At 67.4% G+C, this 14,145-nt stretch carries 13 protein-coding genes; 9 read left to right on the top strand and 4 right to left on the bottom strand.

All coding sequences use genetic code 11. The features are described from left to right. Positions 1–584: 584 nt before the first annotated feature. The 7 genes from AC07PT_RS17610 (at position 585) to AC07PT_RS17580 (ending at position 8,252) form a co-directional block, all read left to right on the top strand. The gene (locus AC07PT_RS17610; protein WP_494657514.1) at positions 585–1,769 is read left to right on the top strand and encodes a CaiB/BaiF CoA transferase family protein; all 1,185 of its coding nucleotides are present in this window, start codon (positions 585–587) and stop codon (positions 1,767–1,769) included. Between the two features lie 43 nt (positions 1,770–1,812). Next, positions 1,813–3,216 (top strand): MmgE/PrpD family protein, encoded by a 1,404-nt coding sequence (locus tag AC07PT_RS17605; RefSeq protein WP_494657513.1) that lies wholly within the window; start codon positions 1,813–1,815, stop codon positions 3,214–3,216. Continuing rightward, complete coding sequence (locus AC07PT_RS17600; RefSeq protein ID WP_494657512.1) at positions 3,213–4,088, top strand: HpcH/HpaI aldolase/citrate lyase family protein; 876 nt, start codon at positions 3,213–3,215, stop codon at positions 4,086–4,088. Before AC07PT_RS17605 ends, AC07PT_RS17600 begins: the two co-directional genes overlap by 4 nt. Positions 4,089–4,273: 185 nt before the next feature. Further along, positions 4,274–5,278 (top strand): tripartite tricarboxylate transporter substrate binding protein BugD, encoded by a 1,005-nt coding sequence (locus AC07PT_RS17595; protein WP_492346285.1) that lies wholly within the window; start codon positions 4,274–4,276, stop codon positions 5,276–5,278. Positions 5,279–5,393: 115 nt separating this feature from the next. Further along, positions 5,394–6,080 carry a class I SAM-dependent methyltransferase gene (locus tag AC07PT_RS17590; protein WP_492346286.1) on the top strand — a complete coding sequence of 229 codons (687 nt, stop codon included), beginning with the start codon at positions 5,394–5,396 and terminating at the stop codon, positions 6,078–6,080. Positions 6,081–6,119: 39 nt separating this feature from the next. Continuing rightward, positions 6,120–7,082 (top strand): cation diffusion facilitator family transporter, encoded by a 963-nt coding sequence (locus AC07PT_RS17585; protein WP_494657511.1) that lies wholly within the window; start codon positions 6,120–6,122, stop codon positions 7,080–7,082. Between the two features lie 279 nt (positions 7,083–7,361). Next, entirely contained in the window at positions 7,362–8,252 is an 891-nt protein-coding gene (locus AC07PT_RS17580; RefSeq protein WP_494657510.1) for a transglutaminase-like domain-containing protein, read from the top strand. Here the strand turns inward: AC07PT_RS17580 and AC07PT_RS17575 are convergent. The 3 genes from AC07PT_RS17575 to AC07PT_RS17565 form a co-directional block, all read right to left on the bottom strand. Further along, entirely contained in the window at positions 8,234–8,722 is a 489-nt protein-coding gene (locus AC07PT_RS17575) for a DUF1294 domain-containing protein (RefSeq protein ID WP_494657509.1), read from the bottom strand. The genes AC07PT_RS17580 and AC07PT_RS17575 overlap by 19 nt on opposite strands. Position 8,723: 1 nt before the next feature. Further along, a complete protein-coding gene (nth, locus tag AC07PT_RS17570; RefSeq protein ID WP_492346290.1) occupies positions 8,724–9,362 on the bottom strand; it encodes an endonuclease III in 639 nt (212 codons plus the stop codon). Positions 9,363–9,457: 95 nt separating this feature from the next. Next, a complete protein-coding gene (locus AC07PT_RS17565) occupies positions 9,458–10,285 on the bottom strand; it encodes an HDOD domain-containing protein (protein ID WP_494657508.1) in 828 nt (275 codons plus the stop codon). 197 nt (positions 10,286–10,482) lie between these two features. Here AC07PT_RS17565 and AC07PT_RS17560 point away from each other — a divergent pair, with 197 nt between their 5' ends. After that, positions 10,483–11,673, top strand: a complete 1,191-nt coding sequence (locus tag AC07PT_RS17560; RefSeq protein ID WP_492346660.1) for an aminotransferase-like domain-containing protein — start codon at positions 10,483–10,485, stop codon at positions 11,671–11,673. On the opposite strand, the gene AC07PT_RS17555 is transcribed toward AC07PT_RS17560, so the two are convergent. Then, positions 11,674–12,951: a DEAD/DEAH box helicase gene (locus AC07PT_RS17555; protein WP_492346292.1), complete on the bottom strand. Its 1,278-nt coding sequence runs from the start codon at positions 12,949–12,951 to the stop codon at positions 11,674–11,676. It lies immediately after the preceding gene. Between the two features lie 175 nt (positions 12,952–13,126). On the opposite strand from AC07PT_RS17555, the gene AC07PT_RS17550 reads away from it, so the two are divergent. Continuing rightward, a complete protein-coding gene (locus AC07PT_RS17550) occupies positions 13,127–14,128 on the top strand; it encodes an aldo/keto reductase (RefSeq protein ID WP_494657507.1) in 1,002 nt (333 codons plus the stop codon). Positions 14,129–14,145 lie beyond the last annotated feature (17 nt).

The following is a 14,145-nucleotide window of genomic DNA, read 5'->3' as shown; positions in this document are numbered from 1 at the left end:
AAACAGACGCGAGCCCTTTTTCCGCCCAAGTCTGCGCTGCTCGCCGTGCCCGACGGGAGGGTGGGAGCGGGAACCGACGGCTGCTGCTGCGCAGCGGCGCCGTGTTGTTTAACTCGAAGGGCGCGGCTGCTCCGCAGCGCGGGGGTAAACAGGCGCTCTGCCCAAAACATCAAACATACGCACACCAGCGCTGCTGGATGCACAAGGTTCACTGATTTCGCCAGTGCCTTCGCAAGCCCGCCCGCCCCCGCCCCCGCTTGCCCCGTGGGGCAGGGCCGAGCAGCGCAGTGCCAGGGGGATCAGGCCCCGCGTCTGTTTGAGCGCAGCGAGTTTAGCGGGGACCCCCCTGGCGCGAGCAGCGCAGGGAACCACGAAGTGGCCCTGACTTCGGGTCGCCTTTCTTTGCTTACTTTCTTTGGCGAAGCAAAGAAAGTGAGGCGGCCGCCGGGCCGCAACCCCGGCCTCCGCCCTGAAACAAAGAGCAGAACCACCAGAGCGCAGCGGCGAAACATCGCCACGGCGCAAGGGACAAGGCAAACGTCCCATTTGTACCACCAGCGCCCCATCACCCAGTGAGTCACACCATGACCCAACGCCCCCTCGACGGCATCACCGTCATCTCCCTAGAACACGCCATCGCAGCCCCCTTCTGCACGCGCCAACTCGCCGACCTGGGTGCCCGCGTCATCAAGATCGAGCGCCCCGGCGCGGGCGACTTTGCCCGGGCCTATGACCAGCGGGTCAATGGCGAGGCCTCGCACTTCGTGTGGGTCAACCGCTCCAAGGAAAGCCTCACCCTGGACCTCAAGCAGCCCGAGGCCTTGCAAGTGCTGCAAGAGCTGCTGAAAGATGCCGACGTGCTGGTGCAGAACCTGGCCCCGGGTGCGGCGGCGCGCATGGGGCTGGGCTACGACAGCCTGAAAGACAGCCACCCGCGCCTGATCGTGTGCGACATCTCCGGCTACGGCGAAGACGGGCCCTACCGCGACAAGAAGGCCTATGACCTGCTGATCCAGAGCGAGGCCGGCTTTCTGTCGGTCACCGGCACGCCGGACGACCCCTGCAAGGCCGGCAACTCGGTGGCCGACATTGCTGCTGGCATGTATGCCTACAGCAGCGTGCTGGCGGCCTTGTTGCAGCGTGGCCGCACGGGGCAGGGGGGGCACATCGATGTGTCCATGCTCGAAGCCCTGGGCGAGTGGATGGGTTACCCCATGTACTACGCCTACCAGGGCGCCACGCCACCGCCCCGCAGCGCTGCTGCCCACGCCACCATCTACCCGTATGGGCCCTTCAAGGCCGGCGACGGCGGCACCGTGATGCTGGGCCTGCAGAACGAGCGCGAGTGGAAGGTGTTCTGCGCCGTGGTGCTGCGCGATGCCGCGCTGGCCACGGACCCGCGCTTTGACAGCAATGCCCGCCGCAACGAGCACCGCGAAGCCCTCAAGGCCCTCATCCTGACGGCCTTCGGGGCCCTCTGCAGCGCCGAGGTACTGGCCCGGCTGGACGAGGCTCAGATCGCCAACGCCCGCATGAACGACATGGCTGGCCTGTGGGCGCACCCGCAGCTGCAGGCGCGCGAGCGCTGGCGCGACGTGGACTCGCCCGCGGGCACCATCCCGGCCCTGCTGCCGCCCGGGCGCCACAGCAGCTTTGACTACCGCATGGAGGCCGTGCCCGCCGTGGGCCAGCACACCGAGGCAATCCTGCACAGCCTGGGTCGCAGCGAGGCCGATGTTGCGGCGCTGCGTGCGCGCGGCGCAATCTGAACCGCTACACAACGAAACCAGAACATTCCGGAGACAAGACAACATGACATCCCTCACCCCCTCCGCCGCCTTGGCTCAATTCGCCGCCGGCCTGCGCTACGACGACATTCCCGATACCGTGGTGCGCAAGACGGAAGACCTGCTGGTCGACTGGTTCGGCTCGGCGGTGGCCGGCCATGGCTCGCGTCCGGTCGAAAGCATCACCCGCTTTGCGGGGCAGATGGGCTGGGCTGGTGGTACGGGGGGGGCGGGCTCGCCCAGGCTGGGACAGGGCGGGGCCGAGGTGCTGATCAAGCGGCAACTGAACAGCCCCTACCTGGCCGCCATGGCCAATGCCGCCGCTTCTCATGTGGCTGAGCAGGACGATGTGCACAACGGTTCGGTGTTCCACCCCGCCACGGTGGTGTTTCCGCCGGCCGTGGCCGTGGCCCAGGCCCTGGGGCGCAGCGGGCGCGATCTGCTGGCGGCCTCGGTGGTGGGTTACGAGGTGGGCATCCGCGTGGGTGAGTTTTTGGGGCGTTCGCATTACCGCGTGTTCCACACCACGGGCACGGCCGGCACCCTGGCGGCGGCGGCTGCCGTGGGCCACCTGCTGGAATTGGACGCGCAGCAGATGCAGCACGCCTTCGGTTCGGCCGGCACCCAGTCGGCCGGTCTGTGGGAGTTTCTGCGCACCGCGGCCGACTCCAAGCAGCTGCACACCGCGCATGCGGCGGCGGCGGGCCTGATGTCGGCCTACCTGGCCAAGGATGGCTTCACCGGTGCGGCGGACATCTTTGACGGCCCCCAGGGCATGGCCGCCGGCATGTCCAGCGACGCCGACCCGGCACGCCTGGTCGATGGCCTGGGCGCTCGCTGGGTCACCGCCGAGACCTCGTTCAAATACCACGCCAGTTGCCGCCACACCCATCCGGCCGCCGATGCACTGCTGCTGGTGATGCGCGAGCATGCGCTGAAGCCCGAAGACCTGGCCGCCGTGCAGACCCATGTGCACCAAGGTGCGATTGACGTGCTGGGCCCGGTGGTGTCGCCCAGCACGGTGCATCAGAGCAAGTTCTCGATGGGCACGGTGCTGGCCTTGGTGGCCCAGTTCGGGCATGCGGGGCTGGCTGAGTTTGATGAGCACTTTCTCAGCGAGACGACACGCCAGCTGCGCGATCGCGTCAGCATGAGCCTGGATGCCGAGGTCGATGGCGCCTATCCACGCCGCTGGATCGGCAAGGTCACGGTGCACACCACTGACGGGCGGGTGTTCCAGGGCCGGGTGGATGAGCCCAAGGGTGATCCCGGCAACACCTTGAGCCGTGACGAGATCACGGCCAAGGCCCTGCGCCTGGCCGCCTTCAGCGGCGGGGCCCAGGCCGCAGAGATGGCCCAGGCGGTCGAGCACCTGTGGCAGGTCGGCCAATGGCCGGTGGTGGGCCGGTTGCTGCCGGGGGGCGCATGAGCAAGGCGCCCCAGGTGCGCCCGCTGCACGAGGCGCGCAGCTTTCTGTTTGTGCCTGGCGACCGCCCCGAGCGGCTGGCCAAGGCCCTGGCCAGTGCGGCCGACGCCGTGATCCTGGACCTGGAAGACGCCGTCGCCCCGGCTGCCAAACCGGCCGCTCGGGCGGCCCTGGCCCAGTGCTGGCCCGGCCTGGGGCCGGCCGAGCGGCAGCGCCTGCTGGTGCGGGTGAACGCCGTGCCCACGCCCTGGCATGGCGACGATCTGGCCTTGCTTGAAGCCCTGCCTGGCTTGGCCGGCGTGATGTTGGCCAAGGCCGAGAGTGCCGCCCAACTGCAGGCGCTGGCCCGCCGCCTGCCAGGCCTGCCCCTGCTGCCCCTGATCGAAAGTGCCCAGGGGCTGTTGCAGTTGCAGGCCCTTGCGGAGGCGCCCCAGGTGCTGCGCCTGGTGCTGGGCCACATCGACCTGCAGGCCGACCTGGGCATGGCCTGCGGGCCGGACGAGGCCGAGCTGCTGCCTGCCCGCTGGCAATTGGTGCTGGCCTCGCGCGGTGCAGGCCGGGTGGCGCCGATCGATGGCGTGACCGTGGCGCTGGATGAGCCCGAGCAGACCTTGAACGACGCGCGCCGTGCCCGTCGCCTGGGCTTTGGCGCCAAGCTGTGCATTCACCCCAGCCAGATTGAGGCCGTGCACCAGGGCCTGGCGCCCAGCGCGGCGGAGTGCGACTGGGCGCGCCGCGTGTTGGCGGCTGCCGAGGCCGCAGGCGATGCTTTGGGGGCGGGTGCCCTGCGGGTGGATGGCCGCATGGTCGACGCCCCGGTGCTGGCGCTGGCACGGCGCTGGCTGGGCCTGGAGCATCGCCCAGGCGGGCCCTGAAACCTTCGCTCGCCCCGGGGTTAGGCCTAGTGCCGATCGGCCACGAGGCGGCGCACCATGTCTTCAGAACGAGAACGACATCACAGGGAGAGCGCCTGGCACTGCGGTGTGAGAGCAGTGAAGCAAAGGGCGGGCGCAGACCGTGCCGGCCTTGATGAGATCCACAGAACCGAGAGACAAGAACCATGACATTCAACGTCAACCCTTTCAAAACCCTGATGCGCACCGGCTTGGCTGCGCTGGCCGTAGCCACCCTGGTGGGCGCCGGCCCGGCCCGTGCCGAGGTGTTCCCTGACCGGCCCATCACCATGCTGGTGCCGTTTGCGGCCGGCGGCCCGACCGATGTGGTGGCGCGCCTGATCGCCATCCCCATGGGCAAGGCCCTGGGGCAGACCGTGCTGATCGAAAACGCCGTGGGCGCGGGTGGCACCATTGCCGCCACCAAGACGGCGCGCGCTGCACCCAATGGCTACACCATCTTTCTGCACCACATGGGCATGTCCACGGCACCGGCGCTGTACAAGAAGCTCAGCTTCGACCCACTCAAGGACTTTGAATACATCGGCCAGGTGGTCGACGTGCCCATGACCCTGCTGGCCCGCAAGGACTTCCCGGCCAACAACCTGCAGGAGGCGCTGAGTTACATCAAGGCCAACAAGGAGAAGGTCACCCTGGCCAATGCCGGCCTGGGTGCGGTATCGCACCTGTGCGGGCTGATCTTCATGAGCTCCATCGGCATCGACCTGAACACCATCCCCTACAAGGGCACCGGCCCGGCCATGAACGACTTGCTGGGCGGGCAGGTCGATTTGCTGTGTGACCAGACCACCCAGACGGTGCCCATGATCAAGGAGGGGCGCATCAAGGTGTTCGGGGTGACCACGCTGAACCGGCTTTCGGCCCTGCCCAATGTGCCCACCCTCGACGAACAGGGCCTGAAGGGCTTTGACGTCAAGGTCTGGCACGGCATGTATGCCCCCAAGGGCACGCCAACCGAGGTGATCAACAAGCTGAATGCCGCGCTGCGCACGGCACTGCAGGATCCCCTGGTCACCAAGCGCCTGGCCGATCTGAGCTCGGACGTTCCCCCGATCGACAAGATCACCCCCAACGGCCTCAAGACCCACCTTGAAGCCGAAATCAACCGCTGGGGGCCGGTGATCCGCAAGGCTGGCATCTACGCCGACTGAGCGCGACGCTGGGGGCTGGGCGTGGGTTCAGCGGGGTAGGGCGGCCCTGCGTCAGCGCATGGACGCCAAGGCGCTGCCGGGTTAGAGTGGGCTGTCCACTTCACGGAGGCCCGCCATGTCCCGCGCAACCGAAGAACGCCAACCCGCCCCTGATACTGCGGCGTCGCAGGGCCTTTACCGCTGGCGCGCGGGCATTTACGACTTGCAATTGGCGCCGTACGACGCGATCCGGGCCGAGGCCATTGCCACCTTGCAATTGCAGCCTGGGCAGACGGTGCTGGACCTGGGCTGCGGCACCGGCATGAGCCTGGAACTGCTGCAAGCCGCCGTGGGCCCGCAAGGCCAGGTGGTGGCGGTGGACCAATGCCCCGAAATGGTGGACGAGGCGCGCCGCCGGGTGCAGCGCCATGGCTGGCGCAACGTGAGCCTGGCCTGTGCCCCGATCGAGCAGGCGGCCTTGCCGTCCGGGGCGGATGCCGCCCTGTTCCATTTCACCCACGACATTCTTCAGACGCCCGCCGCAGTGGATCATGTGCTGGGCCATCTGCGCCCCGGAGCCCGGGTGGTCGCCACCGGGCTGCAATGGGCGCCGGCGGGCTGGGGGGTCTTCAATGGCCTGGTTTGGCTGGCCGCCCTGCATTCAGTCACCACGCTGCACGGGCTGGACCAGCCCTGGCGCCCCTTGGCTGACCGAGGCATCGATCTGTCGCTGCAGACCCATCTGGGTAACACCGTGTACGTGGCCAGTGGCCGCCTGCCCGTTTCAGCGGCGCCGCGGCCGGGCAGGCACAATCGGGGCTGACCGAGCTTTCCGGCGCTCCTGCCAGACGCCATTTCCCGCATGCAATTCAAAGACGCCCCACCTGACCACGAAGACACCCAATACAGCAGCGCCGAGCGCTCGGCCGCGGCATCCCGCAGCACCTGGGTCAGTGTGGTGGTGAACACGGCGCTCAGTGCCACCCAGATCGCCGTCGGGGCCTTGACCCATTCCCAGGGCCTGGTGGCCGATGGCATTCATTCACTGTCGGATCTGGTGTCGGACGCGGTGGTGTTGTTCGCCAACCACCACAGCCAGAAAGAGGCCGATGAAGACCACCCCTACGGCCACCAGCGCTTCGAAACTGCGGCCTCGCTGGTGCTGGGGGTGATTCTGCTGGCCGTGGGCGCTGGCATGCTCTGGGCGGCCGTGCTCAAGCTGCAAAGCCCCGATTCGGTGCCCCAGGTGCACGGCGTGGCCTTGTGGGTGGCCGGGGCCGCCCTGGTGTCCAAAGAGCTGTTGTTCCGCTACATGCTGATGATCGCCAAGCGGGTCAAGTCCAGCCTGCTGGTGGCCAACGCCTGGCATGCGCGCTCGGATGCGGCCTCATCGCTGGTGGTGGGGGCCGGCATTGCGGGCAATCTGGCCGGATTTCCGCTGCTCGACCCGATTGCCGCCCTGATCGTGGGCCTGATGGTGGGCCGCATGGGCTGGCAGTTTGGCTGGGATGCCTTGCACGATCTGATGGACCGGGCCGTGGACGAAGAAGAGGTGGCCGCCATCCGCCAGACCCTGGTCGAGACCCCCGGTGTGATCGGTGTGCACGATGTGCGCACCCGGCGCATGGGCGACATGATCGTGGTCGATGCCCACATCGAGGTGGATGCGCAGCTCACCGTGGAGGCCGGGCATGACATCGCCGTGGCCGCCCAGCACCGCGTGATGGCACGTCACCGCGTGCTCAACCTGATGACGCACGTCGACCCCTGGAAGCGCCCCGATCTGGATCACCAGTTGCCGACCCAGACGGGGTCTGTTGGCTGATCCCCGCCCTGCGCGGATGGGCATGCGTCTTGGGCTGGAGCCGCCAGGGCGTACCATGGGGCGGATTTGTTGCGCCCTGGCCCTCACAAATCCCGCCCAACCCCCTGACCCAAGCGCCCGGCCTTCGTGACCGGGCCTGCTTCTTGCCTGCATCTTCGGGCCAGCCCGGGTGACGCTTGACGTCCCCGGTGCGTTCTCCTTTTTATTGTCTGGATCCCCATGCCCTCTTCGTTTTTCTGCCCTGGCCGGGCCGGCCTTCTTCATGGGGCGGGTTGAGCCATGGTCCGCCTTGAACTTCTGATTGCCTTGCGCTATGTGGTGGCCGCCCCGGGGGCCGACTTCATCTTCAACATCCAACTGGCCCACACCCGGCGCCAGTGGGTGCTGCACGAGCAACTGCTGGTCAGCCAGCCCCTGCCCCTGCTGATGCACACCGACCCGGCCACCCAGGCGCGCAGCCTGCGCCTGAGCGCTGTGCCCGGGCCACTGGAGGTGAGCTACCGGGCCACGGTGGACCTGGACCACCTGATACTGCCGCCTGCTGCCATCCCCGAGGTGCCGGTGGCCCAGTTGCCCCCCGAGGTGCTGACCTACCTGTACCCCAGCCGCTACTGCCAGTCGGACCTGCTCAACGCCCTGGCCATGAGCGAGTTCGGCACCTTGCCCCATGGCTATGCCCGGGTGCAGGCGATCCAGCAGTGGGTGCAGCAGCGGGTGCAGTTCAAGTCGAGCAGCAGCAACTCGATGACCTCGGCCATCGACACCTTGCGCGACGGCGTGGGCGTGTGCCGCGACTTTGCCCATTTGATGATTGCGCTGTGCCGCGCCGTCAACATCCCGGCACGCTTCACCACCGGCATTGATTTCGGGGCCGACCCGACCCTGGGCCCGACCGACTTCCATGCCTATGTGGAGGCTTATCTGGGCCACAACTGGTACCTGTTCGACCCCTCCGGCACCGCCATCCCGATGGGCTTTGTGCGCATCGGCACCGGGCATGATGCTGCGGATGCCTCGTTCGCGACCATCTTCGGGGCGGTCAGTTCAGAGGCCCCGCACATCGAGATTGCGGCCCACCTGACCACCCAGCCCGGCTCGATGCTGCCGTATCGGCGCGGCGAAGGCGTGTCCACCGACGGGCAGAACCTGCCTCAGTACTGGGTGCGCTGAGTCAGAGCGGCTGGGTAGATTGGTGTCCAGTCGGGCACCAGTGGGGTGAACAGCAGGGCAAAGCCCATCAGGTTCAGCACCACGGTCAGCCAGAACCAGCCGCGAAAGCGCAGCTTGGCCGATTTGTGGCGCAGGCGCTCCTGCGCCAGGATGGCGCCGGGCCAGCCACAGGCCAAGCCCAGCCACAGCAGGGTGCGTTCACTGGTGCGCCACTGGCCGCTGCGGGCCGCCGATTTGTCGGCGGCATAACTCAGGTAGCAGACCAGGCTCATCACGGCATAGACCCCTCCGGCACCCCAGGGCACCTCCCAGCGCAGGCTGGCAGCCACATACAGGGTGATGCCGGCCGACAACGCCAGCACGCTGCTGCTGCGCCAGCGCACCGGGGGGCGCTGGCGCGGGCCTGATCCGGGGCGGGGCGGTGGGTGCCCCGTGCGGTGGGTGGGGCGTGGGGGACGTGAAGCGGTCACGTCAGGGCTTGGGGGTCTTAGGCTTGAAATCGCACCAGGCGGCCACGCTGCAGTGCCAGCACTGGGGTTTGCGCGCCTGGCACACATAGCGCCCGTGCAGGATCAGCCAATGGTGCGAGTCGACTGCGTAGGCGGCCGGCACCCGCTTGAGCAACTGCTTCTCTACCTCCAGCGGGTTCTTGCCCGGGGCCAGCCCGGTGCGGTTGCTGACCCGGAAGATGTGGGTGTCCACCGCCATGGTGGGCTCGCCAAAGGCCACGTTCAGCACCACGTTGGCCGTCTTGCGGCCCACGCCCGGCAAGGCTTCGAGCGCTTCACGCGTGCGCGGAACCTGGCCGCCATGCTGCTCGACCAGGATGCGGCAGGTCTCCAGCAGGTGGCGGGCCTTGCTGTGGTACAGGCCGATGGTTTTGATGAAGTCTTCAAGCCCGTCCAGGCCCAATGCCAGGATCTTCTCGGGGGTACCCGCCACCGGGAACAGACGCCGGGTGGCCTTGTTCACGCCCACATCGGTGGCCTGGGCTGACAGCAGCACGGCGGCCAGCAACTCAAACACCGTGGTGTATTCAAGCTCGGTGTTGGGTTGGGGGTTGGCCGCCTTGAGGGTGGCAAAAAAGGGTTCGATGTCGGATTTCTTCATGCGGGTTCAATGTGGGCTGAACCGCATTGTGTCGCGTCCCGGGCGGGCTTGCAGCCAAGCCCTGTTGGCCCGGGATCGGTGCCGGCAGGGCTTTGTCATTGCAGCGAGCTCATGTCGATGAAGCTGTCCACCGGGGGCAGGTGGGCGGCCATCCACTCGGCATCCAGCTGCAGCGCCTGCATGACCTCCTGGGGCAGGCTGGCCACAGCTTGCTGAACTTCGGCCGGATCGGCGGCATGGGGTGCCGTCTCGGCCAGCAGTTCTGCCAGGTGCAACAGGCCGGCCATGCGGCAGAAGGGGCGGGTGGCCATGGGCTCGGAGGCATGTTCCAGCCCACGCACGATCAATTCCGGGAAGTTCCAGCGCCGTGCCATCTCGGCGCTGACCTGGCTTTCGGTGAAGCCCAGCAACTGGGTTTCGCGCTGCCAGCGCCCGCCGGGCAGGTGGGGCTGGCGTTCGATCTCGGACAAGGCTTGCGGCAGGCGCTGGCCGATCACCAGCTCGCCCAGGCGCAGCATCATCCCGGCCAGCCACGCGGCATGGGGGTCGACCTCCAGGCGCTGGGCCAGCCACGTGGCGTAGCCGGCGCAGGCCATGCTTTGCTCCCAGAACTCCTGGCGGTTCAGCCCCGTGATCATCGGGAAGGCCCCGTTCAGGCAGGCCGACAGCGCCAGGGTACGGACTTGCTCCATGCCGGTCATGAGGATCGCGTCGTCCAGACTGGCCACCGTGCGCGGCAGGCCGAAGCGGGCGCAGTTGGCCAGGCGGATCAGCTTCACGGTCAGGGCCGGGTCGCGGGCCAGGATGTCGCGCACCGAGCGCGGGGAACTGTCATCGTCGTGCAGGGTTCGGATCAGGGTGTGCGCCACCTCGGGCATGGTGGGCAACTGGACGCTCTGGAAAAAGGATTCAAGCTGGGGCATGGACAATTCCTGGTCAGAGTTGGGTAGGTTCCTCATTTATGCCCTTCGTCGCCTGATTTGTATATGGATGTTTCACGATGTTGGTTTGCCGTCCATCATCAATTCGGGCTCAAGCTGGGGCTTGGCGGTGCCATGTGTACGTTGAGCGGACGCGAATTGGCGACAATGTGCGTCCGAAAGTGAGATGCACCATGCCATTGCAATTTGCCGACCGCCTCGACAACGTCGAAACCTCTGCCATCCGTGAACTTTTCAAGCTGCTGGGCAAGCCCGGCATCATCAGCTTTGCCGGGGGCTTTCCCGACAGCGCCATGTTCGATGTCGACGGCATCCGCGAAGCCGTCAACACCGCATTGACCGAGGAGGCGGGCGGTGCCCTGCAATACGGCGCCACCGAGGGCTACAACCCCTTGCGTGAGCAACTGGCCCGCTTCATGACTGACAAGGGGGCCAGCGACGTGGCCCCCGAGAACCTGATCGTCACCACCGGTAGCCAGCAGGCGCTGGACTTGCTGGGCAAGGCCTTGATCAGCCCCGGTGACAAGGTGTTTGTGGAGGGGCCCACCTTTTTGGCCACCATCCAGTGCTTTCGCCTGTATGGCGCCGAACTGGTCAGCGCACCCATCGATGGCGAGGGCGTGAAAGTGGACGAACTGGAGGCCTTGATTGCCGAGCACCGCCCCAAGTTCATCTACCTGATCCCTACCTTTGGCAACCCCAGCGGCGCCACGCTGAACCTGGAGCGGCGCAAGAAGGTGTTGGAGCTGGCCGTCAAGTACCAGACCCTGGTGATCGAGGACGACCCTTATGGCGACCTGTACTTTGGCGCTGCGCCGCCGCCCAGCCTGCTGAACCTGAGCGCCAGCGTGCCGGGCAGCCGCGAGTTGCTGGTGCATTGCGGCTCGCTGAGCAAGGTGCTGTCGCCTGGCCTGCGCGTGGGCTGGATGATCGCGCCGGCCGAGTTGCTGGCCAAGGCCACCATGTGCAAGCAGTTCAGCGACGCCCACACCAGCACCTTTGCCCAGGCCACGGCCGCCCAGTACCTCAAGGCCGGGCGCATGCCGGCCACGCTGGCCAAGGTGCGCTCGGTGTATGCCGAACGCGCCCAGGCCATGGGCCAGGCCCTGCGCCGCGAGTTGGGCGAGGCCATCGAGTTCACCCAGCCGCAGGGCGGCCTGTTCATCTGGGCCCGCCTGACGGGCGCAGGCGGCAAGGTGGCCGATGGCAATGTGCTGGCCCAGCGCGCCATCGAAAAAGGAGTGGCCTTTGTGCCGGGGGCGCCGTTCTTCTGCGCCAACCCCGACCACGCCACCCTGCGCCTGAGCTTTGCCACCGCCGACGTGGCCAAGATCGAAGAGGGCGTGGCCCGCCTGGCCCAGGCGCTCTGATCAGGCTTTTTGATCGCCGCCCTGGGCCTGGGCGGCGGCGGCCGCCGCGCGCAGCTTGTCTTTCTTGCTCGGGCGTTTGCCCTTGACGCCGCCGGTGCCAGGCACCGGGGCCAGATCGGGCGGTGGCGGAGCCGCCACCTCCTGGGGCTCAAAGCCCTCGATCTGTTCGCGCGGCAGGCTCAGGCGCTGGCGCTTTTCGATCAGGGCAAAGTGGGCCTCGGTGTCGGCACTGACAAAGCTCACTGCGGTGCCAGCCTCGCCGGCCCGTGCCGTGCGGCCGATGCGGTGCACGTAGTCGGTGGCAGAGCGAGGCAGGTCGTAGTTGACCACCACCGGCAACTGCATGATGTCGATGCCGCGCGCCGCCAGGTCGGTGGTGACCACCACATCCCAGCGCTCGTCCTTGAACTCCTGCAGCACCTGGGTGCGGGCCCCCTGGCTCAGCCCGCCATGGAACACCGTGGCATAGATGCCGTTCTTGTAAAGCTTGCCGGCCACCAGTTGGCAGGCGTACTGGGTGGCCACGAACACCAGGACCCGGTCCCATCCCTGGGTTTTGATGAGGTGGCGCAGCAGCTCGGTGCGGCGCCCGGCATCGACCTGGATCACCCGCTGGGTGATGGCGGGTTCGTTGGCCTCGGTGGCGGCCACCGCAATGCGCACGGGTTCGCGCAGCAGGCCGTCGGCCAACTGCTGCACCGCCGGCTCGAAGGTGGCCGAGAAGAACAGGTTCTGCCGCTGGGCCGGCAACTCGGCCAGCACGCGTTGCAGCTCTTCGGCAAAGCCCAGGTCCAGCAGCCGGTCGGCTTCATCCAGCACCAGCACCTCGATCTGACCCAGCTGGATGGCGTTGTGCGCCACCAGGTCCAGCAACCGGCCCGGGGTGGCCACCAGCACATCGGCGCCGCCGCGCAGCCGCATCATCTGAGGGTTGATCGAGACCCCGCCGAACACCACGGCCACCTTGGGCGGGTTCTGCAGGGTGCTGCCCAGGCTGCGCAGCACCTCGCCCACTTGGGCGGCCAGCTCGCGCGTGGGGACCAGCACCAGGGCGCGCACGCGGCGGCCCCGGCCAGGACTGTGGGCTTGCAGGCGTTGCAGCAGGGGCAGGGCATAGGCCGCAGTCTTGCCCGAGCCGGTCTGGGCTTGACCCTGCAGGTCGGCGCCGCGCAGGATGGCCGGAATGGCTTCGGCCTGAATCGGCGTGGGCGCGCTGAAGCCTTGGGTGCTGGCGGCGTGGACCAGTTCGGGGGTAAGGCCTAGAGATGAAAAGGGCATGTCAGGGGGGCACCGGCCCCTGCTGGGGGGCGCCTGGAATAAGTCATGGGAAACCAGGGTTTTGTCCTGGCCCGTTCAGGCCGGATGAGGCCTTGGGCGCATAGTATGGCCGCTGTCGGCGGCGCTGCCCATCGAAGAGGGTGTGCGGGGCCGCTTTCATTCACAGGAGTCCGCCATGCAATACCGTTCGCTCGGCAAGAGCAATCTGCAAGTTTCTGCCCTGTGCCTGGGCACCATGATGTTCGGCGACCAGACTGATCTGGATGAGGCATCGGCCATCGTGGCCGATGCCCGTGAGCAGGGGGTGAACTACATCGACACCGCCGATGTGTACACCCAAGGTGCATCCGAAACCCTGGTCGGTCAGTTGCTCAAGGGGCAACGCCACGATTGGGTGCTGGCCACCAAGCTGGGCAACAAGATGTCAGGCCGTGTGAACGAAAGCCACTACTCGCGCAGCTGGATGTTGCGCGAGACCGAGGCCAGCCTGCAGCGTCTGCAGACCGACCATGTCGACATCCTGTACCTGCACCGCGACTTTCCGGACATGGACCTGGAAGAAACGGTGCGTGCCCTGGACCAACTGCTGCGCCAAGGCAAGATCCGCTACTGGGGGGTGTCGAACTTCCGGGGCTGGCGCATTGCCGAACTGGTGCGACTCGCGCAGCAGGTGGGCATGCCGGGCCCGGTGGTGTGCCAGCCCTATTACAACCTGCTCAATCGCATGCCCGAGGTTGAGATCCTGCCGGCCTGTGCCCATTACGGCATCGGCGTGACGCCCTACAGCCCGATTGCGCGCGGGGTGCTGACCGGCAAATACCTGCCGGGCCAGCCGCCGGCAGAAGGCAGTCGCGTGGCCCGGGGCGACAAGCGCATCGCCGAGACCGAGTTCCGTGAGGAGTCGCTCGTGATCGCCCAACAACTCAAGACCCATGCCGAGGCCAAGGGTTGCACGCTGGCGCAGTTTGCCACCGCCTGGGTGCTGGCCAACCGCAGCATCAGCTCAGTGATCGCGGGCCCACGCACCCTGAAGCAGTGGCAGGACTACCGCCCGGCACTCGATGTGATGATCACCCCCGAGGACGAGGCCCTGGTCGATGGGCTGGTGGCGCCGGGCCACCCGTCCACGCCGGGCTACACCGATCCGGCCTACCCGCTCACGGGGCGCCGGCGCTGAGGCAGGCCGCCAGGGGC

The organism is Curvibacter sp. GW821-FHT09D12 (assembly GCF_059416245.1).
Note: the sequence above shows the minus strand (reverse complement) of the source record. Positions and strands in the feature narration are given on the sequence as shown.